This window comes from Parasphingomonas halimpatiens, from assembly GCF_036663795.1.
GTDB lineage: Bacteria > Pseudomonadota > Alphaproteobacteria > Sphingomonadales > Sphingomonadaceae > Sphingomonas.
In genome coordinates, this window is record NZ_JAXOJP010000052.1 from 1 (window position 1) to 22010 (window position 22010).

Sequence of the window (22010 nt, forward strand, 5' to 3'; positions counted from 1 at the left end):
AGTCGCGTAATCGTGATCCCAGACATCTCCGCCTCCAATCCAACACTTCCGCATCGAATCAGAAAATCAACCTCTTGGGAATCCCCGCAGAGTCAGTCCTTTCGCCCGCTGGTATTATTTCCCTGTTATCCGCCCTGTCATTGGCAATCGCTGGGCTTCCGCCGCGGGCGTTATATCATTGAACGTAAACGGGAAATACGGCCTTTGGCACCGCGCTGGCGCGGAATGAAAAAATCTTTGCCGCCGGAACAGGCAATAACAGAGCCCGGCAACGGCCGATGGCGGGTGGCGCGACACCGTCGGTCAGGCGCGCTAAATCGGCGACGGAGGATACCATGAGCCATTATCTGCTGCGCTACGACCTCGCGCCCGACTATCTCGAACGCCGCGCGACGTTCCGCGATGCGCACCTCGCCTTGGCCTGGCGCAGCGTGGACGAAGGGGGCCTCATCCTGGGCGGTGCGGTTGGCGATCCGGTCGAATCCGCGCTTCTGTTGTTCGGCGATGCCGCCAGTGCGGCCGCCTTTGCCGCGGCCGATCCCTATGTCCTCAATGGCCTGGTGCGTAGCTGGCGCGTCACGCCATGGATCACCGTGGTAGGAAACGACGCCGCCACGCCGCTCCGCTCGGCCTGACAAAAAGGGCCGGTGCGTTGCCGCACCGGCCTTAGGTCGTCCGCAGGAGGAACGTCTGGAGGGGGCGGGCTTTGTCCCGCCCCCGAACTGGTCAGTAGTTGTAGGCGCGTTCGCCGTGCTCGCTGATGTCGAGGCCTTCGGCTTCGACGTCAGCACTCGGGCGGATGCCGATGGTAAATTTCAGGATCAGGAACAGCGCGGCGCTGACCAGGCCCGACCAGGCCAACGTGATCGCGACGGCCTGAAGCTGGATCAGGAGTTGTGCCGAGATGCTGTAGTCGGCCGGCAGCACCGCGACGGCGGGGAACTTCGTATAGTCGAAGTAACCCTGACCGCCGAGCTTGGGATCGGCGACGATCGCCGTGCCGAGCGCGCCGACGATACCGCCGATGCAGTGCACGCCGAAGACGTCGAGCGAGTCATCGTACTTCAGCGCCTTCTTCACCGTGGTGACGAAGATGAAGCAGATCGGCGACACGATGAAGCCGAGCGCGATCGAGGTCATCGGCGCGGCATAACCCGATGCCGGGGTGATCGCGACGAGGCCGGCAACCGCACCGGTGACGGCGCCGAGCAGCGAGGGCTTGTGGTGGACGACCTGTTCGATCAGCGCCCAGGACACCGCCGCCGCCGCGGTGGCGACGAAGGTGTTGATGAACGCGACGCCGGTCACGCCATTGGCTTCGAGGTTGGAGCCGGCGTTGAAGCCGAACCAGCCGACCCACAGCAGGCTGGCGCCGATCATCGTCATGGTCAGCGAGTGCGGCGGCATCGGCTCGGTGTTGAAGCCCTTGCGCTTGCCGATGATCAGGCAGCCGATCAGGCCCGCGATACCGGCATTGATGTGCACCACGGTGCCGCCGGCGAAGTCGAGCGCGCCCTTGCCGAACAGATAGCCGGCATCGGTTGGTGCGTCGGGCAGGAAGTCCGGGCCAGCCCAGTACCACACCATGTGCGCGACCGGGAAATAGACCAGGGTCAGCCACGCCACCACGAAGATGATCAACGGCGTGAACTTCACGCGTTCCGCGAAGGCACCGACGATCAGCGCCGGCGTGATGCAGGCGAAGGTCATCTGGAAGCAGACATAGGCGAATTCGGGGATGTAGACGTTATTCGAGAAGGTCGCGGCCAGCGTGGTGCCATCGACACCCATCAAGAACGCCTTGTGGAAGCCGCCGAAGAACGGCGCGGTGATGCCAGAACCGCCGGTGAAGGCCATGGTGTAGCCCCAGCAGCACCACACCAGCGATGCGACGCAGACGATCATGAACACCTGCATCAGCACGCTGAGCATGTTCTTGGTGCGCACCAGGCCGCCATAAAAGAGCGCGAGACCCGGGACCGACATCATCAGCACCAGCGCCGAAGAGATCAGCATCCAGCTGGTGTCGCCCTTGTTGACCATCGTCGCCATATGCGCGGCGTCGGGCGCCTTGATCGGGCCGGCGGCGGCTTGCGCCCAGGCCGGCAGCGCGGCGAATGCCACCGCGCAAAGGCCGGCGACGCCGGCATATTTCAGTGCATGCTTCATCATGGCCCCTTTCATCACAGCGCGGTTTCGTCGGTCTCGCCGGTGCGGATGCGCACCGCCTGGCCGACGTCGAGAACGAAGATCTTGCCGTCGCCGATCGCGCCGGTATTGGCCGCGGCCTGGATCGCCTCGACGACCTTGGCGGCGAGGTCGGTCGGACAGACCACCTCGATCTTGATCTTCGGCACCATGTTGGTGGAATATTCCGCACCGCGGTAGATTTCGGTCTGGCCCTTTTGCCGGCCGAAGCCCTTCACCTCGCTGACCGTCATGCCGGCGATACCGATTTCGGTAAGCGCCTCGCGGACTTCGTCGAGCTTGAATGGCTTGATGATGGCGATGACTAGCTTCACCCGCGCCCCCTTTGGTTGTTGCATTGGGCTACAGAGCAATCACCGTGCCAGTTGCGCAACAAAACGGTCACACGCGCGTTTGCGGCGTTCAGGGCACGAAAAAGCGCGGCGAGAAGTTAGCGCGAGGTAAATTTTTGTGCAGATGCGAAGGTGGTGCCCGATTCTCAGGCAGCGTCGGCGATGATCCTGCGCGCCGCATCGGCATCCTCGTCATCGACCATCACGCGGACGGAGATGAAGAACTGGCTGCCATCGGCGATGCTCGCACCCTCGTCGAAGGCGATCGCCGGGATGCCTTCGGATTCGAGCCGGCCGATGAGGATATTGGCTTCGTTGCGCGCGAAACGCCCGACCTCGACCAGGCTCATGCGAGCGGATCGAACGCGGGCATGACCTGCTGCACCTGTACCGGCAGCCCATCGATGCTGCGGGTGCGGTCGGCAATCTTGGCGAGCCTCGCCTCGGGCACCTGCTGGGCGTGATATTTGGCCAGCGTCTGCCGCTCGCGCTCCAGCGTCATGCGCGGTACGGCCCAGCCGCAGCTTGTCTGCAAGGTTTCGACCGTGATGTCGAAGATCTGTCGCGCGCCCGGCAGCCGCGGGAAATGCGCGGCGAGCGCGTCATAACCCGGCTCGCCGGCGACCACGAAACCGCCCCGGCCATAAAGCCGCAGGATCAGCGCGGGGTTGTCGAACGCGCAGAACATGATCGTGATGCGCCCGTCGGCGGCGAGATGCGCCTGCGTCTCGTTGCCCGATCCGCCAAGGTCGAGATAGGCGACGCGGTTGGGCCCGAGCACGCGGAAGCTGTCCATTCCCTTGGGGCTGAGGTTGATCCGCGTGCCGTCGGCGGCGGTGGCGACGAAGAACAGCGGCTGCTTCGCGATGAAGGCGCGGTGGTCGTCGGCGATCGCGTCGAAGAAGTCGGACATGGCGGCAGTCTATCGCCTGTCGAAGTCAGGCGATACCCCGTTCGAGCCGCCGCGCCAGCGCCGCCGGGTCGGGCAGGCGGATGCCGAACTCGGTCGCGACGACGGCGCATACCGCCGCGGCATCGGCGAGCTGCCGTCGTTCGGTTTCGCCGCCCACATGGTGCACTGCCAGATCGAAATTGCGCAGTGCCAGCCGCCGGCCAGGCAGCGCCCGCGCGCAGGTCAGGCCGTAGACGAGGTGCGATGCCGGGCTGGTCGACATGTACCAGCTGCCCAGTTCCTGGTCGGGGCGATGCTGCGCTTCGAGCGTGAAGCGATAGGTCGGCCGCCATTCCTCGCCGATCGCCACCCATTGCACCCAGTAATCGCCGTCGCGCATCAGCCGGAAGGACTCGTGCGGCGTCGGCTGGTCGCGGTCGGCGACGAGATCGAGCACCCCGGTCAGCGTGTTGCCGCCGAACCCGGCATCGACGATCACCGGCCCCTCGGGCAGATCGACGCGCAGCAGCATGTGCGTCAGCGGACTCGGCACCTCGGGGCCATTGTGCCACAGCACGCGCGCGCCGAGCGCGGTGACCGTGAAGCCGATCGCTTCGAGCATCGCGCGCAGCAGAAGATTATGCTCGTAGCAGAAGCCGCCGCGCCCGCCATGCACCAGCTTGGCGACCAGCGCCGCGGGGTCGAGGTCGACCGGCGTACCGAGCAGCCCGCCGATCCCCTCGAACGGGATCGCTGCGGGATGCGCCGCTGCGATCCGCGCCAGCGTCGCGCGGTCGGCTGCCACGGGTCCAGCGACGCCGATCCGCGCGAGATAGCCGGCCAGGTCGTCGCTCATACGACGCGCGGCACTTTCAGCCGGCCGAGCGGGCATTCGAGGCTGGCGCGATCCCAGGCGCCCAACGTCGCCGCGGCGTCATAGCTGCTGCGGCAAAAGGCGAGCAGCGCGGCATCGGGGTCGGCCGCAGTGCGCACCGCGTCATAGGGCAGCAGGAACTCGCCCAGCGTCGCGTCGAACGCCGCGCCGGCCGGCTCGATCGGCGCGGCGGCGTATCCGGCCGGGGCGGGATAAGCATAGGCGTAGAACGCCGCCTGCGGATAGGCGTCGCTGCCCGGCCAGAAGCCGATGCTCGCCTCCTCATGGCTGTACGCCTCGCACGTCACATCGTCGGGCAGTCCGGGCAGCCCGCCGGGATGGCGCGGCGCGACCCGCCCGGAAAAGCGCGTCGAGGCGAGGTCGAAGCTGCCCCAGAAGAAATGCGTCGGGCTCGCCTTGCCGAGAAAGCCGGTGCGGAATTCGCCGAACACCCGCCCCGCCTGGATCAGCGCGCGCCAGAAGCGCCGCACCGCCTCGCTATCATAGGGGCGGTGCGCGATGTCCTCGGCGAAGGGCAGCGCGTCGGGCATTTCGCTCGGGACGGGGTTGATCGTAACGACAATGCCGAGATCGTCGAGCGCGGCCAGCACCGCGGCGTGGAAATCGGCAATGCTCCCCGCCGCCAGCGCGATCTCGCGCACGCCGCCGTCGCTGACCGCCAGGATCAGCCGGTCGGCGAGCAAGTCGAAATCGGCCTGCAGGATGCGATCGCCGAGCGGGATCGCCGATGTCGTCAACCCGCGCGCCGAGAGATAGAAGGGCACATGCCAGCTATGGTTGAGCCACGGCGTCAGCGCGAGCCGCAGCTTGCCGACGATCTGCGTGCGCAACTGCAGCCCGATCGCGGTCTCGCGCCACGCGGGCCAGTCGAGCTCGGGCCAGGACGCGCTCATCGCGATGCGGACCACATCAGCAACACGACGATCAGCCACAGTGCTCCGAATAAGCGGACCACCCCCGGCGAGGGAAGTCTGACTTTCCCGCCGTTCATCGCGTCAACGACGCGCAGCAAAGCGTTGGGCACCACGATCGACCACAAGCCGGTAAGCGGCGAGCATCGCAAAGCCGACCCTTTCGCTCACGCCGCCTTCGGTCACATCGCCGTCCCGCCGACCGTCAGTCCCTCCATCAGCAGCGTCGGCTGACCGACGCCGGCGGGCACGCTCTGTCCGCCCTTGCCGCACATGCCGACGCCCTCGTCGAGCGCGAAGTCGTTGCCGATGCCGATCACCTTGGTCAGCGCGGTCGGGCCGTCGCCGATCAGCGTCGCGCCCTTGATCGGGGCGCCGAGCCGGCCATTCTCGATCTTGTAGGCCTCGGTGCACGAGAAGACGAACTTGCCCGAGACGATGTCGACCTGCCCGCCGCCGAACGACTTGGCAAAGATACCGTTCTTGACACGGGCAAGCAGCTCGGCCGGATCGTCCTTGCCGCCGCGCATGAAGGTGTTGGTCATGCGCGGCATCGGCGCATGCTGGAAGCTCTCGCGCCGGCCATTGCCGGTCGGCGCCACGCCCATCAGCCGGGCGTTGAGCCGGTCCTGGATATACCCTTTCAGGATGCCGTCCTCGATCAGGATATTCTCCTGCGTCGGCGTGCCCTCGTCGTCGATCGACAGCGAGCCGCGCTTGTCGGCGATCGATCCGTCATCGACCACCGTGACGCCCGGCGCCGCGACGCGCTCGCCGATCCGGCCGGAAAAGGCGCTGGTGCCCTTGCGGTTGAAATCGCCCTCGAGCCCATGGCCGATCGCCTCGTGCAGCAGGATGCCGGGCCAGCCGGGTCCGAGCAGCACGGTCATCTCGCCCGCCGGTGCCGCGACCGAATCGAGATTGACCACCGCCTGTGCCAGCGCCTCGTCGATCGCGCGGTTCCACGTCGCGGGCTGCATCAGCTCGTCATAGAGATAGCGCCCGCCCAGGCCGAAGCTGCCGGTCTCGCGCCGGCCATTCTGCTCGACGACGATCGACACGTTGAGGCGTACCAGCGGGCGGATGTCGGTCGCGACGAAGCCGTCTGGGCGAACGATCTCGACCACCTGCCAACTGCCCGACAGCGACACCGAGACCTGCGCGACGCGCGGGTCGCGCGCGCGGGCGGCGGCGTCGATCGTCTGGCACAGGTTCACCTTGTCGGCGAACGGCACCAGGTCGAGCGGATCGGCATCGGTATAGAGGTGGCGGTTGGTGTGCTGCGGCGGCGGTGCCTTGGCCGAAGCCGAAGGATCGATCAGCGCCATCGTCTCGCCGGCGCGGATGATCGCAGCGCCGCTCAGCTCATTGGCATGGGCAAAGGCGGTCATCTCGCCCGACACCGCGCGCAGGCCGAAGCCCGATTGCGTGTCATAGGCCGCGGTCTTCAGCCGGCCGTCGTCGAAGCCGAAGGATTCGGTCTTGCGGTATTGCAGATAGAGCTCACCGTCATCGGCCTTGGCCAAAGCGGTGGAGGTCAGGCGCTGCGCTTCCTCGGGGGAGAGCTGGCCGTCATGATAGAGATAGGCGCGGGGGTCGGCATGCTGGGTCATGCCCCCGATATAGGCGAGTTAAACGCTGGCGCCAGCCGGATGGTCGGGCAGTGTCGATTGATCGGCGCCGTCGGCCGGCCCGCCGATCAGCACGAAGCGCCGGTCGCAATAGCCGCAATCGACATAACCATGCTCGTCGATCTGTAGGAACACGCGCGGATGGCCCAGCGCCGCGCCACCGGGAATGTCGCTCGCGCCGTCACAGGCGATGCGGGCATGCGAGGTGCGGACGAGTTCGGGTGGCGGCTGCATGGCTGCGCGATAGCAAGCGCCGGGGCGGGGGACAATGGTTTGTGGCTCATGCGCTGCGAACGGGACCGGTCGCCGGACAAGATCGATTGCCAGACAAGATCGATTGACTGTCGGCATGTTGCAACGCAGCATAGCATCCATGCGGATCGCGATCATCGACACCAGCACGACGCGCGCCGCGATCATCTCGGACGGCCTGAAGGAGGCCGGGCTCGACGATCTCGTGGTGATCGACGGTAGCGGGCCGCTGGTCGCGCAGATCGAGGCTGCCAATCCCGAGGTGGTGCTGATCAATCTCGAAAACCCAAGCCGCGACATGCTCGAGGAATATTTCGTCGTGTCGCGTGCGTTGGCGCGGCCGATCGCGATGTTCGTCGACCAGAGCAACCCCGAGACGACCGCGGCGGCGGTCGATGCCGGGGTCTCGGCGTACATCATCGACGGGCTGTCGAAGCAGCGCATCATGCCGGTGATCGACCTTGCGGTGCGGCGCTTCAACGCCTTTGCCCGGCTGCAGGCCGAATTACACGAGGCGAAGAGCGCGCTCGCCGACCGCACCGCGATCGACAAGGCCAAGGCGATTCTGATGCGGCGGCGCGGAATCGACGAGCCGGCCGCCTATGCGCTGCTGCGCGGCCACGCGATGAAATCAAACCGCCGGATCGGCGAAGTGGCGGAGGCGATCATCACGAGCGACGTGCTGCTGGGAGACGCGCCATGACGCTCGACCATATCCGCATCGGTTTCCTCCCACTGGTCGATGCCGCGCTGCCGATCCTGGCGCGTGAACTGGGCTTCGGCGAGGCGCACGGCCTCGACATCGCGCTGGTGCGTGACATGAGCTGGGCGACGGTGCGCGACCGCCTGCTCTATGGCCATACCGACGCGGCGCACATGCTCGCGCCGCTGGCGATCGCAACCGCGCTGGGTCGCGGCCGCCCGGCCGAGGCGATGACCGTGCCGTTCGTGCTCGGGCTCAACGGCAATGCGGTGACCTTCTCGCTGCCGCTCGCCGCCGAGACGCTCGATGGCCCCGCGCTCGGCGACCCGCAGATCGTCGGCGCAAGGCTGCGCACGGTCGCCGAGGCGCGTGCCAGGGCCGGCAAGCAACTTCGCTTCGGCGTGGTGCATCGTTATTCGAGCCATAATTACATGCTGCGCTACTGGCTTGCCGCGGTCGGCATCCGCCCCGGCGTGGACGTCGAGATCGTCACGATCAGCCCGCCCTTTGCCGCCGATGCGCTCGCCGCGGGCGTGGTCGACGGGCTGTGCGTCGGGGAGCCGTGGAACAGCGTGGCGGTCGATCGCGGCGTCGGGCAAATCGCGCTGGTCACCGCGCAGATCTGGCGCCGCGGGGTCGAGAAGGTGCTGGCGATCCGCAGCGAGACGGCGGAACGTTCGCCTGACGTCATGCAGCGACTGATCCGCGCGCTGCATGCCGCAGCGGCGGCGTTCGTCGCGCCGGGCAGCGCCGAGGCTAGCGCCGCGATCCTCGCGCGGCCCGAATATCTCGACGCGCCCGAAGACGTCATCTTGCGCGCGATCACCGATCGGGTGCGCCTGGCGCAGGGGGAGCCGCCGGCGCACATCCCCGATTTCATGTTCCAGTATCGCGAAGCGGCGAATTTCCCGTGGCGCAGCCAGGCGGCGTGGCTCTATTCGCAGATGATCCGCTGGGACGGCACGCCTTTTTCGGCGGCAGAGGCGGCGCGCGCCGAGGGCGTGTTCCGCCCCGATCTATACCGCGCCGCGCTGGCCGGGTCGGGCGCCGTATTGCCCGGCGCGAGTTCGAAGCTGGAGGGGGCGATCGGCGGTGCTCTGGGCGCGGGGTCGGTACAGGGCCGGTTGATGCTCGGCGCGGACCGATTTTTCGACGGGCGGGCATTCGATCCCGACGATATTCCGGGCTATCTCGAAGGGTTGCCATAGGATTTGCTGCACCTGCGAAATAACCTTGCATCGCAGCAGCGAATCACGCATCATCATGGCGTCGGGCAATGGCGCCCGGCACGAAATAGCCGCGAGACCTCTCCAATGACGGGGACGATCGCGGGGTGGCTCCCCGGGGGATCCGCCAACGGCAACGAAGCCGCCAGGACGCGCCGATAGGCCGCCGTCCTGGCGGCTTTTTTCTTGTCCATCGCGCTTCGGAGAACGACAATGGCAACGGCATTCTGGAATGATGCAAAGAGCAAACCGGCAAGCGGCTTCTGGAGCAGCGGCCACACGCCGACGCTGGTCGCCGCCTTTCTCTATTTCGACCTCGCCTTCATGGTGTGGGTGCTGCTCGGCCCGCTCGCGCCGATGATCGCCAAGACGCTGGCGCTGACGCCGGCCGAAAAGGGCCTGATGGTGGCGACGCCGACGCTGGCGGGCGCGGTGCTGCGCGTCGTCAACGGGCTGCTGGTCGACCGGATCGGCCCCAAGAAATCGGGCGCGATCAGCCAGTTGATCGTCATCGGCGGACTCCTGTCGGCATGGCTGCTCGGCGTCGACAGCTTTGGCGGCACGCTGGCGCTCGGCGCGATCCTCGGCTTTGCCGGGGCGAGCTTCGCGATCGCGCTGCCGCTGGCCAGCCGCTGGTATCCGCCCGAGCATCAGGGCAAGGCGATGGGTCTCGCCGGCATGGGCAATTCGGGCACCGTGCTCGCCGCGCTGTTCGCGCCGACGCTGGCCAAGCTGTTCGGCTGGAACGCCGTGCTCGGCCTGGCCTGCATCCCGCTGACTTTGGTGTTCTTCGCCTATCAGCTGATGGCCAGGGACGCGCCCAATGCGCCCGCGCCCAAGTCGCTGGTCGAATATCTCCACCCGCTCAAGTCGGGTGACGCCTGGGCGCTGATGGGTTTCTACGCGGTGACGTTCGGCGGGTTCGTCGGGCTGGCGGCGTCGCTGCCGATCTACTTCACCGACCGCTTCGGCCTGACCCCGGTGGTGGCGGGTTATTGCACCGCGGGGTGCGTGTTCGCAGGGTCGCTGGTCCGGCCGATGGGCGGCGCGCTGGCCGACCGGATCGGTGGCGTGAAGACGTTGACGGCGGTTTTCCTCGTCGCCGCGATCGCCCTGATCGGCGTCAGCGCGGCGCCGACCGTGACATCGGCGATGAGCCTGTTCGTGCTCGCCATGCTGGCGCTCGGCACGGGCAACGGCGCGGTGTTCCAGCTCGTCCCGCAGCGCTTCTCGGCCGAGATCGGGGTGATGACCGGGCTGGTCGGCATGGCCGGCGGGATCGGCGGTTTCTACCTCGCCTCCTCGCTCGGTTTCGCCAAGCAACTCACCGGCAGCTTCGCCCCCGGCTTCCTGATCTTTGCCGGACTCGCGGTGATCGCCTGCATCGCGCTGACTTTGGTCAAGCGTGCCTGGCGCGGCAGCTGGGGCGCTGCCGCCGGCGTGCGGATCTGATCCCGTCGCGGGGCGGCCAGCGTGCCGCCCCGCGCAACAAGCAAGGAACGGGACATGAACTATCGCATCGCTCTCGCCGCAGGCGCCGTCATCGCGACGCCTGCCGCGGCACAGGACATCAAGCTCAAGCCGCTCGCCGAGGCGCGCATCCGTTACGAGCATGTCGATCAGGCGGGGTTGCCCGACAAGGCCGACGCGCTGACCCTTCGCGCGCGCGCCGGCCTGCTGGCCAGTCTCGGCAACTGGTCGGCGACGGTCGAGGCGCAGGGCAATCTCGCCGCGATCGGCGACTATGACGACGGTCTGCACGGTGCATCGACCCGGCCGCTGGTCGCCGACCCGCAAAATGTCGCCCTGTATCTCGCCAATCTGCGCTACGCCGCGCACGGCATCGCGCTGACCGCCGGGCGCCAGCGCATCGCGCTCGACGATGAGCGTTTCGTCGGCGCCAGCGCGTTTCGCGAGAATGGCCAGACCTTCGACGCGGTGCGCGCCGAATGGACCGGCATTCCGAGGCTTAAGGCGGATGTGACCTATGCCTGGCGCGTCCACACCATCTGGGGGATCGACGGCAACGGCGCGCGGCCGGGCGCGATCGGGGGCGACAATGTCTTCGCCAATCTGGGCTATGCCACCAGCCTCGGGACGATCACCGGCTTCGCCTATCTCGTCGACCAGGACGAGAGCGCGGTGCAGGGCTACCGGCTGGCGAGCCAGAGCTATGGCGCGCGCTTCGCCGGCAGCCACCCGTTCTCGACGACGGTCAAGCTGAGCTACCAGCTGAGCTACGCCACCCAGTCGGGTTATCATCGCAACCCCAACAGCTACCATGCGAGCTATTATCTGCTCGATGCCGGGCTCGAGCTGCGCTCGCTCAGGCTCGGTGGCGGCTATGAGGTGCTCGGCGCCGACAAGGGCGTCGCGTTGACCTCGTTCCAGACGCCGCTCGCGACCGGCTTCAAGTTTCTCGGCTGGGACAACAAGTTCCTGACCACCCCGCCCGACGGCGTGCGCGACCTCTATGGCAGCGCCGGCTATGGCTGGAAGGTGGCAGGGCCGCTCAAGCTGCTGGCGGTGCAGGCGATCTATCACCGTTTCGCCAGCGACCGCGCCAGCCGGCTTTACGGCGACGAGATCGACCTGCTGGCGAGCGCCAGGATCCGCAAGACGACGGTGGCGCTGCGCTATGCCCGTTACCACGCCAGCAGCTTCGCCACGAACACCAGGAAATTCTGGGTACAATGGGATTGGAGCCTGTGATGGATTTCGCCACCGGCCGCGACACGCTGTCGCTCGACGATACCCCTTCCGTCACCTCGCGCCCGCCCGCGCATCTCGTCGTGATCGGCAACGGCATGGCGGGGTGCCGCGCGGTCGAGGAACTGATCGCGCGCGACGCGGGCAGGTATCGCGTCACGATCTTCGGCGCCGAGCCGCGGGTCAATTACAACCGCATCATGCTCTCGCCGGTGCTGGCCGGCGAGAAGAGCTTCGACGACATCGTCATCAACGATCGTGCCTGGTACGCCGACAACGGCATCGAGCTGGTCGCAGGCGACCCGGTGGTGGCGATCGACCGCGCGACGAAGACGGTGACCGCGCGCTCGGGCCGCGTCACCGTCTATGACAAGCTGCTCATCGCGACCGGCTCCGATCCGTTCATCATTCCGGTGCCGGGCAAGGACCTGCCCGGCGTGATCAGCTTCCGCGACATGGACGATGTCGACCGCATGCTCGCGGCCGCCGCCAATGGCGGCGACGCGGTGGTGATCGGTGGCGGCTTGCTTGGGCTCGAGGCGGCGCACGGGCTGACATTGCGCGGTATGAAGGTGACGGTCATCCACCTGATGCCGACGCTGATGGAGCGTCAGCTCGACGAGGCGGCCGGCTGGCTGCTCAAATCGGCGCTGGAGGCGCGCGGCCAGACCATCCTGACCGGCGCCGACACCGCCGCGATTGTCGGCGACGGCAAGGTCGAGAGCGTGCGGCTCAAGGATGGGCGCGAAATACCGGCGAGCCTGGTGGTGATGGCGGTCGGCATTCGCCCGTCGGTCGCGCTGGCGCGCGACGCCGGCCTCGCGGTCGGCCGCGGCATCCAGGTCGACGATCACATGGTCACCTCGGACCCGGAGGTGCTCGCGGTCGGCGAATGCGTCGAGCATGACGGCAATGTCTATGGCCTGGTCGCGCCCCTGTGGGACATGTGCCGTGCCCTCGCCGACGGGCTGGTCGAGCAGCACAGCGGCTATCGCGGTTCGGTCACCTCGACCAAATTGAAGGTCGCCGGGCTCGACGTTTTCTCGGCCGGCGAGTTCGGCGGCGATGAGGGCTGCGAGGACATCGTGCTGCGCGACGCCTCGCGCGGTGTCTACAAGCGCGTCGTGGTGCGCGACGATCGCGTCGTCGGCGCCGTGCTCTATGGCGACACCGCCGATGGCGGCTGGTATTTCGACCTGCTCAAGCGCGGCGAGGATATTTCGGGCATCCGCGACATGCTGATCTTCGGCCAGACCTTCGCCTCGGGAGGGGGGCAGGCGGACCCTAAACTGGCCGTTGCAGCGCTCTCGGACGATGCCGAGATTTGCGGTTGCAACGGCGTCAGCAAAGGCAGGGTCGTGGCGTGCATCGACGGCGGCGCGGCGACGCTCGACGCGGTGCGCGCCGGGTGCAAGGCGTCGGCGTCGTGCGGGTCTTGCACCGGGCTGGTCGAAACGCTGCTCGCGGTGACGCTGGGCGAGGACTATGCCGGTGAGCGCACCACGCGCACGATGTGCAAATGCACCAGCTTCGGCCATGACGACGTGCGCCACGCGATCGTCGAGCGGCATTTCCGCGAAATCCCGCAGGTGATGCAGAAACTGAGCTGGTCGACCCCCGACGGCTGCGCCTCGTGCCGACCGGCGCTCAATTACTATCTGCTCTGCGCGCTGCCCGGCGACTATGTCGACGACCAGCAGAGCCGCTTCGTCAACGAGCGGCTCCACGCCAACATCCAGAAGGACGGCACCTATTCGGTCGTGCCGCGGATGTGGGGCGGGATCACCAATCCGACCGAGCTGCGCGCGATCGCCGATGTGGTCGAGAAATATGATGCGCCGATGGTCAAGGTCACCGGCGGGCAGCGGCTCGACATCTTCGGGATCAGGAAGGAGGATCTACCGGCGGTATGGGCCGACCTCAACGCCGCCGGGATGGTCTCGGGCCATGCCTATGGCAAGGCGCTGCGCACGGTGAAGACCTGTGTCGGTTCCGAATGGTGCCGCTTCGGCACGCAGGACTCGACCGGCCTGGGCGTCAAGATCGAGCGGATGAGCTGGGGCTCGTGGATGCCGCACAAGTTCAAGATCGCGGTGTCGGGCTGCCCGCGCAATTGCGCCGAGGCGACGATCAAGGATTTCGGCGTGGTGTGCGTCGACAGCGGCTACGAACTGCATGTCGGCGGCAATGGCGGCATCAAGGTCCGCGCCACCGACTTCCTGTGCAAGGTCGCGACCGAGCAGGAGGCGATGGATTATTGCGCCGCCTTCATCCAGCTCTACCGCGAAGAGGCGCGCTATCTTGAGCGCACCGCGCCGTGGATCGAACGGGTCGGGGTCGAATTCATCAAGGCGCGGATCGTCGCGGACGAGGTCGGGCGCGAGGCACTCAGGGCGCGGTTCCTGTTCGCGCAATCGTTCAGCCAGGACGATCCCTGGGCGGCGCGCGCGGCCGGCGCGGGACGCGAGCAACATGCGCATATGGCGCATTTCCACCCCAACAGTGCGGAGTGAGACGATGAACGGCGAATGGCTCGATATCGGCTGGCTGAACGAAATCCCGGTGCGCGGCAGCCGCACCGTCCCGGTCGCCGGCGGCGAGGAGATCGCGGTGTTCCGCACCGCCGACAACCGCGTCTTCGCGCTGGCCAACCGCTGTCCGCACAAGGGCGGACCGCTGAGCCAGGGCATCGTCCACGGCCACAGCGTCGCCTGCCCGCTGCACAACTGGACGATCGCGCTGGCGACCGGCAACGCGCAAGGGCCGGACAAGGGCTGCACGCCGACGATCCCCGTGCGCGTCGATGCCGGCCGCGTGCTGCTGTGCCGCACCGGCACGCTGGCGGCGGCGGCCTGAGATGGCGCCGGTCCGCACCACCTGCGCCTATTGCGGGGTCGGTTGCGGCATCGTCGCGCGGCGCACCGGTGAACGTTCGGTCGAGATCACCGGCGATCCCGACCATCCCGCCAATGCCGGGCGGCTCTGCTCAAAGGGCACGCATCTCGGCGAGACGGTCGGGCTCGACGGGCGCCTGCTCCACCCGATGATCGGCACCAAGCGCGCCAGCTGGGACCGCGCGTTGGACCTGGTGGCGAAGCGTTTCCGCGCGACGATCGCCGAGCATGGGCCGGGCAGCGTCGCCTTCTATGTTTCGGGGCAGCTGCTGACCGAGGATTATTACGTCGCCAACAAGCTGATGAAAGGCTTCATCGGCTCGGCCAATATCGACACCAATTCGCGGCTGTGCATGTCGAGCGCGGTCGCCGGTCATCTGCGCGCGTTCGGCGAGGACGTCGTGCCGGCGAGTTATGACGATCTCGACCAGGCCGACCTGATCGTGCTGACCGGATCGAACACGGCGTGGTGCCACCCGATCGTCTACCAGCGCATCCAGGCGGCGCGCGCCGCGCGCGGCACCAAGCTGGTGGTGATCGACCCGCGCCGCACCGAAACCGCCGAGGAAGCCGACCTTCACCTCGCGATCCGCCCGGGCAGCGACGTGGCGTTGATGAACGGCGCGCTGGCGTGGTGCCGCGATCACGGTGCGCTGGACGAGGCCTATCTCGCCGCGCACGTCGCGGTACCGGAGAATTTCTGGAACGGGCTTGGAGAGGGGAGTGACCTGTGGTCGACGGCGCGGGCGTGCGATGTGCCGCCGTCAGACCTCAGGCGCTTCTACGAAATGGTCGCCGCCACGCCGCGCATGATCAGCCTGTTCAGCCAGGGCATCAATCAGTCGCTGCGCGGCACCGACCAGGTCAATGCGATCATCAACCTGCACCTCGCCACCGGGCGGATCGGCAAGCCGGGCGCGGCGCCCTTCTCGATCACCGGACAGCCCAATGCGATGGGCGGGCGCGAGGTCGGCGGGCTGGCTACGACGCTCGCCGCCCACATGGACTTCGCGCCCGACAACGTTGCACGCGTCGGGCGCTTCTGGGCCGCGCCGAACATGGCGACGAAACCGGGACTCAAGGCGGTCGACCTGTTCCGCGCGGTCGATGAGGGTCGGATCAAGGCCTTGTGGATCATGGCGACCAACCCGGCGGTGTCGATGCCCGATGCGGGCTTCGTACGCGGCGCGCTGGCGCGTTGCCCGCTGGTCGTGGTGTCCGACGTCATCGCCGACACCGACACGTCGCGCTTCGCGCATGCCCGGCTGCCGGCCGCGGCCTGGGGCGAGAAAGACGGCACGGTGACCAATTCGGAGCGCTGCGTCAGCCGCCAGCGCCTGCTGTTTCCGCCCCCCGGCGAGGCGAAGCCCGATTGGTGGATCATCAAGGAAGTCGCCTGCCGCATGGGGTGGCGGACGAGTTTCGCCTATGACCGGCCGGCCGATATCTGGCGCGAGCATGCCCGGTTGAGCAATTACCAGAATGACGGTGCGCGGCGATTCCGGCTCGACGGGCAGGCGGGGCTGAGCAACGCCGGCTATGACGGCATGGCGCCCCTTCGCTGGGGTGACGCACCGTTCGCCGACGGCAAATTCTCTACGCCCGACGGCCGCGCGCGCATGATATCGGTCGGCCAGGTGCCGGTCGCGGCACCGCTCACGCGCTGGCCGATGACGCTCAACACCGGGCGCTACCGCGACCAGTGGCATAGCATGACGCGCACTGGCCTGTCGCCCAAACTGGCACGTCATCGCGAAGAGCCCCAGGTCGAGATCCACCCCGAAGATGCCGCGCGGCTTGGCATCGTCGATGGTGGGCTGGCCCGCGTCGCGACGGCTCAGGGCGACAGCCTGTTCCGCGTCTCGGTCTCCGCCGGTCAGCGACCCGGCGAGCTGTTCGTGCCGATCCACTGGACCGACCGTACTGCGAGTGGCGGGCGTGCCGGCCTGTTGCCGCGCCCGCTGGCTGATCCGCATTCGGGCCAGCCCGGCTTCAAGGCGACGCCCGCGCGGATCGAGCATGTCGATACTGCATGGCGCGGCTTCCTGCTCGTCCGCGACGACCTTGCCAATCGCCCGCGCTGCGCCTGGGCGACACGCATCGCCGTCCCGCAAGGGGTGCTGTGGGAACTGGCCGGTCATGGCGACCCGGCCGCGCTCGATGCGTTGTTGCCCAGGGGCGAACGGGTGGAGGCGATCGACCGGGCGCGCGGTTCGCGCCGCGTCGCCATTCTCGCCGACGGTCGGCTCGCGGCGGCGCTGTTCGTCGCCGTCGATGGCCCGTTGCCACCACGCGACTGGCTGATTGCCCAGCTTTCCGCCCCAGGGGTGGCGCCGACGCTGCTCGCCGGATGCGCACCCGGCGCAATCGTCGATCGCGGCGCGATCATCTGCGTGTGTTTCGACATCGGCGCAAAGACCATCGCCGCCGCGATCCGCGACCAGAATCTGACCGATGTCGCAGCAGTCGGCGCCGCGCTCGGCGCCGGCACCAATTGCGGCTCGTGCCGCCCCGCGCTGGCGAAGCTGCTCGCCGAACGACCTGCCGAGGAAACGATCCATGCCAGCCGATGATTTTGCGCCCGGTACCGTGTGGCTGGTCGGCGCCGGGCCGGGCGATCCCGAGCTGTTGACGCGCCGCGCCGAGCGGCTGCTGCGCACTGCGACGATTGTCTTTTACGACGCGCTGGTCGGTCCGGGCGTGCTCGACCTGATCCCGCAAGGGGTCGTTCGCGTACCGGTCGGCAAAAGGTCGGGCCGACACTCGCGTGATCAGGCGACGATCGACCAGCTCCTCGTCCGCGCCGCCGGGCGCGGTGAACGGGTGGTGCGGCTGAAAGGCGGCGACCCCTCGATGTTCGGCCGATCTGCCGAGGAACTGAAAGCGCTCGCCCAGGCCGGCCTTCAGGCACGGATCTGTCCTGGCATCACCACGGCCAGCGCCGCCGCCGCCTCGGCCGGCATCTCGCTCTCGCTGCGCGGCCTGGCGCGCCGCGTGCAGTTCGTCACCGCGCATGCCGCGCGCGGCAAGACACTCGACCTCGACTGGCGCGCATTGGCCGACAGCGGTTCGACGCTCGCTTTCTATATGGGCCGCGCGGCGGCGGTCGAGATCGCGCGCGGGCTGACCACCGCTGGCCTCGCCGGCGCGACGCCGGTGCTGATCGCCTGCGATGTCAGCCTGCCGACCGAGCGCCTGTTGCGCACCCGGCTCGATCTGCTGCCCTTGGCGGTGGAGGCGATCAGCGACGACAAGCCGACGCTGATGTTGATCGGCGATGCCGTCGCCGAAGTGCACTATGCGCCGGTGTCTGCCGGGCAGATGGTCTCGACCGCGCTCGCTTGATCGTACGGGCCAGTGGACGGCGCCTGGTACGGCCTTGCGGACTGTCGGTCGCCGCCACCCCGGCATCTGGCCTGACAGGGAAGCGCCTCGTCGGCAACTGGCCTGACCAATATCGACAAGTCTTGATGCCTTTGCTAGATCGCCTGCCGAGACGGCGATGGCGCTGCGGGCGGGAGATGGGGTTTGCAGCGATTGTCGCGCCTGCGCTGGTGGTTCGTCGCGCTGATCTGTGCCGGCACCGTCGCCAATTATCTCGCGCGCAATTCGCTCGGCGTGCTGGCGCCGCAGCTCAAGACCAGCCTTGGCATGACGACGCAGCAGTACAGCTATGTCGTCGGGGCGTTTCAGGCCGCCTATACCGTGATGCAGCCGGTCGCCGGTTATGTCGTCGACCGGATCGGCCTGCGCAGCGGCTTCGCACTGTTCGGCGTGGCATGGTCGGTCGCCAGCATGCTCCATGCGCTGGTCGGCGGGTGGCTCGACCTGGCGGTGTTTCGCGGGCTGCTCGGGGCGAGCGAGTCCGCCGCGATCCCCTCCGGCATCAAGGCGATCGCCGAATGGTTTCCCGCCCGCCAGCGCTCCGTTGCGGTCGGCTGGTTCAACGCCGGCACCTCGCTCGGCGCGCTGCTCGCGCCGCCGATCGTCGTCGCGGTGACCTTGTGGGCGGACTGGCGCGTCGCCTTCATCGTCACCGGCGCCGTCGGCCTGGTCTGGGCGGTGGCATGGTATGCCTTGTACCGTAGCCCCGAGACGCATCCCGGGCTCACGCCGGCGGAACGCGCGATGCTCGCTGAGGAGCGCGGCACGCCCGCGCCGGGCCGCGCCGGTGCGCGCGAGATCCTCGGCACGCGCAAATTCTGGGCGATCGCGGTGCCGCGCTTCCTCGCCGAACCGGCATGGCAGACCTTCAGCTTCTGGATCCCGCTCTACCTCGCGACCGAGCGCGGCATGGATCTCAAGCAGATCGCGCTGTTCGCCTGGCTGCCTTTCCTCGCCGCCGATCTCGGCGGGGTGCTCGGCGGCTATCTGTCGCCCTTCCTGATCAGGCATTTCCGCCTGCCGCTGGTCGCGTCGCGCATCGCCGGGATCAGCCTGGCGGCGGTGCTGATGATCGCGCCTGGCTGTATCGGCCTCGCTGCCAGCCCCTATACCGCGATCGCGCTGTTCTGCGTCGGCGGCTTCGCGCACCAGATGATCTCGGTGCTGATCAACACGCTGTCGGCCGATGTCTTCTCGCCCGCCGAGGTCGGCATGGCGAACGGCTTTATCGGCCAGGCGGGCTGGGTCGGCGGGCTGCTTTTCTCGCTGTTGATCGGGCAATTCGCCGATACGCTGGGTTATGCGCCGCTGTTCGGTGCACTGGCCTTTTTCGACGTGATCGGCGCCGCGGTGCTGATCATGAACATCAAATCGCTTGCTGCCGCGGAGTCCGGTCGATGAGACGCGCCACTCTTTCTCACCCGCCGCTGTTCGCGCTGACCGATCGCGCGCCGGGCCGCCTGACGCTCACTGCCGATACCGGCGCGGTCGCGCATCTGTTCGTGCTCGAAAACGATATTGCGCGCCTGCTGCTGCTGGCCGACGGCACCGTCACCAGCCCGCCGAGCTGGGCGATCGCGCCGGGCGTTGCCGACATCGCCGAGCCGGGCCGCGACCGGCTCGATGTGACGGGTTTCGCCTGCCCGGCCTTCGTGCTGGAGGTCGATGACGCGCAGCTCGTCGTCGCCACCTCGCGGCTACGCGTGACGATCCGGCTCGCCGGGCTGCACTGCCGCTGGGAACAGCGCGACGGCGACGACTGGCGCCTGATGGCCGAGGATCGCCCGACCCAGTCCTATGATTTCGGCTGGTGGGACGGGCGGGCGCACCATTATTGCGCGCGCCGCGCGGGTGAGCGCTTCTACGGCCTGGGCGATCGCAGCGGCGACTGCGACCGGGCCGGGCGCTCGTTCCGCCTGACCAATCTCGACGCGATGGGTTATGATGCCGAGCATAGCGACCCGCTCTACAAGTCGATCCCCTATCTGCTCGTCGCCGATGCCGAGGGGCGCTGTCACGGTGTCTTTTACGACAGCGTCGCCGATGTGCATGTCGATCTCGGCCGCGAGCTCGACAATTATCATGGCTGGTACCGGCACATCGTCGCCGACGCCGGCGATCTCGACCTGTGGATGATCGCCGGACCTGATCCGCGCGCGGTGACACGGCGCTTCACCTGGCTCACCGGTCGCCCCGCGCTGATGCCGCGCTGGTCGCTCGGTTATTCGGGGTCGACGATGAGTTATACCGATGCGCCCGATGCGGCGGCGCAGATGGCGGGTTTTCTCGACAAGCTCGCCGAGCATGACATCGGCTGTACCTCGTTCCATTTGTCCTCCGGCTACACCTCGATCGGCGACAAGCGTTATGTGTTCCACTGGAACCGCGACAAGTTCCCCGATCCCGCCTCGTTCGTCGCAAGCTTTGCTGAAGCCGGCGTGCAGCTGGTGCCCAATATCAAGCCGGCCCTGCTGCGCAGCCATCCGCGTTATGACGAGGTCGCCGCCGCCGGGCTGTTCGTTGCCGATGCTGAGGGCGCGCCGGTCGAGGCGCAGTTCTGGGACGAGGTCGGCAGTTATATCGACTTCACCAATCCGGACGCCGCCGCCTGGTGGCAGGCGCAGCTCGGCAGCGCGCTGCTCGACCAGGGCATGGTCGCGAGCTGGAACGACAATAATGAATATGAGATCTGGGATGCGCGCGCGCGCTTCGCCGGCTTCGGCACGCCGCGCGCGGCGGCCGCGATGCGCCCGGTCCAGCCGCTGCTGATGACGCGCGCGTCGCGCCACGCGCAGGTCGCCGCCGCGCCCGAGCGTCGCCCCTATGTCGTCACCCGCGCCGGCATGGCCGGGCTGCAACGCTACGCCCAGACCTGGACCGGCGACAATCTCACCGAATGGAAGTCGCTGCGCTACAATGCGCGCATGGCGATCGGGCTCGCGCTGTCGGGCGTGTCGAACAGCGGGCATGACGTCGGCGGCTTTGCCGGGCCGGCGCCGTCGCCCGAACTGCTGGTGCGCTGGGTCCAGGCCGGCGTGCTGATGCCGCGCTTCAGCATCCATAGCTGGAACGACGATCGCACCGTCAACGAGCCATGGATGTACCCCGACGCGCTACCCGCGATCCGCCGGCTGATGGCGCTGCGCCAGACGTTGGTCCCGTTCTTCTACGATCTGCTTCATCGCTATCATGCCGAGTGCGAGCCGATGGTGCGCCCGACCTGGTTCGATTTCCCTGACGATGCCGAGGCCTGGGCGGAGTGCGACGAGCATCTGCTCGGCCCCGATCTGCTTGCCGCGCCGGTGGTCGAACCGGGCGCGCTGACGCGCACGCTGCGCGCGCCGGCGGGTGCCGAGTGGGTCGATGTGTGGACCGGCGGGCGGGTTGCCGGAGGGGCGGAGACGACGCTCGACGCGCCGCTGGACGGGCCGCCGCCGCTGCTGGCACGCGCCGGGTCGGCGATGCTGGTCGATCTCGCGACCGGCGGCTGGCGGCCTGAGCCTTACCGCCGCGGCGTCTGGCTGTTTCCGCCGCTGCGCGGTGCCTTCGCGTGGAGTGCCGTCGAGGATGCCGGTGACGGCGATGGCGCAATCGACCGCTGGCACGTCACCGGCGACGCTGATGATGTCGCGATCACACTGACGGTGAGGCGGGAAGGCCCAGGGACGTGGGGGGACGATAGCATCACGCTGCTGCTGCCACCGGGCGAGGTGCGCGCGTTGATCGTCAATGGCGGTACCGGAGAGGCGGTCGAGCAGCACGGCCGACGCGGGGTTACGCTGACGGTCGCCTGAAGCGAGCTGCGTGACTCTGAGCCGTACCATTTCGGGGACGTGGCGTAATTGAGGTAGCCATCCTCCTGCATGATACGGAGTCGCCTGGCAGGTGCTCCAAGGCAGGAGGATGACCGATGTCGATTTATGCTGGATTGGATGTGAGTGACAAGACGACGCATATCTGCGTGGTCGATGGG

General features: G+C 67.8%; 19 protein-coding genes. 11 read left to right on the forward strand and 8 right to left on the reverse strand.

What is annotated here, in order from left to right; genetic code table 11:
* Positions 1–335 precede the first annotated feature (335 nt).
* On the forward strand, positions 336–635 hold the full coding sequence (locus U1839_RS25065) for a YciI-like protein (RefSeq protein ID WP_332806287.1): 300 nt from the start codon (positions 336–338) through the stop codon (positions 633–635).
* A gap of 91 nt (positions 636–726) precedes the next feature.
* Here U1839_RS25065 and U1839_RS25070 read toward each other — a convergent pair whose 3' ends face one another.
* The 8 genes from U1839_RS25070 to U1839_RS25105 form a co-directional block, all read right to left on the reverse strand.
* Entirely contained in the window at positions 727–2169 is a 1443-nt protein-coding gene (locus U1839_RS25070) for an ammonium transporter (RefSeq protein WP_332806288.1), read from the reverse strand.
* Between the two features lie 14 nt (positions 2170–2183).
* Positions 2184–2522 carry a P-II family nitrogen regulator gene (locus U1839_RS25075; RefSeq protein WP_281128095.1) on the reverse strand — a complete coding sequence of 113 codons (339 nt, stop codon included), beginning with the start codon at positions 2520–2522 and terminating at the stop codon, positions 2184–2186.
* Positions 2523–2686: 164 nt separating this feature from the next.
* The gene (locus U1839_RS25080; RefSeq protein ID WP_332806289.1) at positions 2687–2890 is read right to left on the reverse strand and encodes a putative signal transducing protein; all 204 of its coding nucleotides are present in this window, start codon (positions 2888–2890) and stop codon (positions 2687–2689) included.
* A complete protein-coding gene (locus U1839_RS25085; protein WP_332806290.1) occupies positions 2887–3453 on the reverse strand; it encodes a pyridoxamine 5'-phosphate oxidase family protein in 567 nt (188 codons plus the stop codon). Before U1839_RS25085 ends, U1839_RS25080 begins: the two co-directional genes overlap by 4 nt.
* Before the next feature lie 25 nt (positions 3454–3478).
* Complete coding sequence (locus tag U1839_RS25090) at positions 3479–4288, reverse strand: arylamine N-acetyltransferase family protein (protein ID WP_332806291.1); 810 nt, start codon at positions 4286–4288, stop codon at positions 3479–3481.
* Positions 4285–5220, reverse strand: a complete 936-nt coding sequence (locus tag U1839_RS25095; protein WP_332806292.1) for a DUF5996 family protein — start codon at positions 5218–5220, stop codon at positions 4285–4287. The genes U1839_RS25090 and U1839_RS25095 overlap by 4 nt, the downstream gene beginning before the upstream one ends.
* A gap of 200 nt (positions 5221–5420) precedes the next feature.
* Complete coding sequence (tldD, locus tag U1839_RS25100) at positions 5421–6851, reverse strand: metalloprotease TldD (protein WP_332806293.1); 1431 nt, start codon at positions 6849–6851, stop codon at positions 5421–5423.
* 18 nt (positions 6852–6869) lie between these two features.
* On the reverse strand, positions 6870–7103 hold the full coding sequence (locus tag U1839_RS25105) for a zinc-finger domain-containing protein (protein WP_332806294.1): 234 nt from the start codon (positions 7101–7103) through the stop codon (positions 6870–6872).
* Positions 7104–7242: 139 nt separating this feature from the next.
* On the opposite strand from U1839_RS25105, the gene U1839_RS25110 reads away from it, so the two are divergent.
* From U1839_RS25110 to U1839_RS25155, 10 genes are all read left to right on the forward strand, one after another.
* Entirely contained in the window at positions 7243–7824 is a 582-nt protein-coding gene (locus tag U1839_RS25110; RefSeq protein ID WP_332806295.1) for an ANTAR domain-containing response regulator, read from the forward strand.
* The gene (locus tag U1839_RS25115) at positions 7821–9032 is read left to right on the forward strand and encodes an ABC transporter substrate-binding protein (protein ID WP_332806296.1); all 1212 of its coding nucleotides are present in this window, start codon (positions 7821–7823) and stop codon (positions 9030–9032) included. The genes U1839_RS25110 and U1839_RS25115 overlap by 4 nt, the downstream gene beginning before the upstream one ends.
* Before the next feature lie 231 nt (positions 9033–9263).
* The gene (locus U1839_RS25120) at positions 9264–10502 is read left to right on the forward strand and encodes a nitrate/nitrite transporter (protein WP_332806297.1); all 1239 of its coding nucleotides are present in this window, start codon (positions 9264–9266) and stop codon (positions 10500–10502) included.
* A 54-nt stretch (positions 10503–10556) separates the two neighbouring features.
* Positions 10557–11762, forward strand: coding sequence for an alginate export family protein (locus U1839_RS25125; RefSeq protein ID WP_332806298.1), 1206 nt, complete (start codon positions 10557–10559; stop codon positions 11760–11762).
* Positions 11762–14272 carry a nitrite reductase large subunit NirB gene (nirB, locus tag U1839_RS25130; protein WP_332806299.1) on the forward strand — a complete coding sequence of 837 codons (2511 nt, stop codon included), beginning with the start codon at positions 11762–11764 and terminating at the stop codon, positions 14270–14272. Before U1839_RS25125 ends, nirB begins: the two co-directional genes overlap by 1 nt.
* A 4-nt stretch (positions 14273–14276) precedes the next feature.
* Positions 14277–14615, forward strand: a complete 339-nt coding sequence (gene nirD / locus U1839_RS25135; protein WP_332806300.1) for a nitrite reductase small subunit NirD — start codon at positions 14277–14279, stop codon at positions 14613–14615.
* A 1-nt stretch (position 14616) separates the two neighbouring features.
* Positions 14617–17226 carry a molybdopterin-dependent oxidoreductase gene (locus U1839_RS25140; RefSeq protein ID WP_332806301.1) on the forward strand — a complete coding sequence of 870 codons (2610 nt, stop codon included), beginning with the start codon at positions 14617–14619 and terminating at the stop codon, positions 17224–17226.
* Positions 17213–17998, forward strand: coding sequence for a uroporphyrinogen-III C-methyltransferase (gene cobA, locus U1839_RS25145; RefSeq protein ID WP_332806302.1), 786 nt, complete (start codon positions 17213–17215; stop codon positions 17996–17998). Before U1839_RS25140 ends, cobA begins: the two co-directional genes overlap by 14 nt.
* 183 nt (positions 17999–18181) lie before the next feature.
* The gene (locus tag U1839_RS25150; protein ID WP_332806303.1) at positions 18182–19438 is read left to right on the forward strand and encodes an MFS transporter; all 1257 of its coding nucleotides are present in this window, start codon (positions 18182–18184) and stop codon (positions 19436–19438) included.
* Entirely contained in the window at positions 19435–21831 is a 2397-nt protein-coding gene (locus U1839_RS25155) for a glycoside hydrolase family 31 protein (RefSeq protein WP_332806304.1), read from the forward strand. The genes U1839_RS25150 and U1839_RS25155 overlap by 4 nt, the downstream gene beginning before the upstream one ends.
* Positions 21832–22010: the final 179 nt, after the last annotated feature.

Bases quoted from the DNA above. Each gene is read 5' to 3' on its own strand.
- U1839_RS25125 (WP_332806298.1), top strand. From the start codon at position 10,557: ATGAACTATCGCATCGCTCTCGCCGCAGGCGCCGTCATCGCGACGCCT.
- U1839_RS25110 (WP_332806295.1), top strand. From the start codon at position 7,243: ATGCGGATCGCGATCATCGACACCAGCACGACGCGCGCCGCGATCATC.
- U1839_RS25080 (WP_332806289.1), bottom strand. From the start codon at position 2,890: ATGAGCCTGGTCGAGGTCGGGCGTTTCGCGCGCAACGAAGCCAATATC.
- U1839_RS25140 (WP_332806301.1), top strand. From the start codon at position 14,617: ATGGCGCCGGTCCGCACCACCTGCGCCTATTGCGGGGTCGGTTGCGGC.
- nirD (WP_332806300.1), top strand. From the start codon at position 14,277: ATGAACGGCGAATGGCTCGATATCGGCTGGCTGAACGAAATCCCGGTG.
- U1839_RS25115 (WP_332806296.1), top strand. From the start codon at position 7,821: ATGACGCTCGACCATATCCGCATCGGTTTCCTCCCACTGGTCGATGCC.
- nirB (WP_332806299.1), top strand. From the start codon at position 11,762: ATGGATTTCGCCACCGGCCGCGACACGCTGTCGCTCGACGATACCCCT.
- cobA (WP_332806302.1), top strand. From the start codon at position 17,213: ATGCCAGCCGATGATTTTGCGCCCGGTACCGTGTGGCTGGTCGGCGCC.
- U1839_RS25070 (WP_332806288.1), bottom strand. From the start codon at position 2,169: ATGAAGCATGCACTGAAATATGCCGGCGTCGCCGGCCTTTGCGCGGTG.
- U1839_RS25105 (WP_332806294.1), bottom strand. From the start codon at position 7,103: ATGCAGCCGCCACCCGAACTCGTCCGCACCTCGCATGCCCGCATCGCC.
- tldD (WP_332806293.1), bottom strand. From the start codon at position 6,851: ATGACCCAGCATGCCGACCCCCGCGCCTATCTCTATCATGACGGCCAG.
- U1839_RS25090 (WP_332806291.1), bottom strand. From the start codon at position 4,288: ATGAGCGACGACCTGGCCGGCTATCTCGCGCGGATCGGCGTCGCTGGA.
- U1839_RS25120 (WP_332806297.1), top strand. From the start codon at position 9,264: ATGGCAACGGCATTCTGGAATGATGCAAAGAGCAAACCGGCAAGCGGC.
- U1839_RS25095 (WP_332806292.1), bottom strand. From the start codon at position 5,220: ATGAGCGCGTCCTGGCCCGAGCTCGACTGGCCCGCGTGGCGCGAGACC.
- U1839_RS25065 (WP_332806287.1), top strand. From the start codon at position 336: ATGAGCCATTATCTGCTGCGCTACGACCTCGCGCCCGACTATCTCGAA.
- U1839_RS25085 (WP_332806290.1), bottom strand. From the start codon at position 3,453: ATGTCCGACTTCTTCGACGCGATCGCCGACGACCACCGCGCCTTCATC.
- U1839_RS25155 (WP_332806304.1), top strand. From the start codon at position 19,435: ATGAGACGCGCCACTCTTTCTCACCCGCCGCTGTTCGCGCTGACCGAT.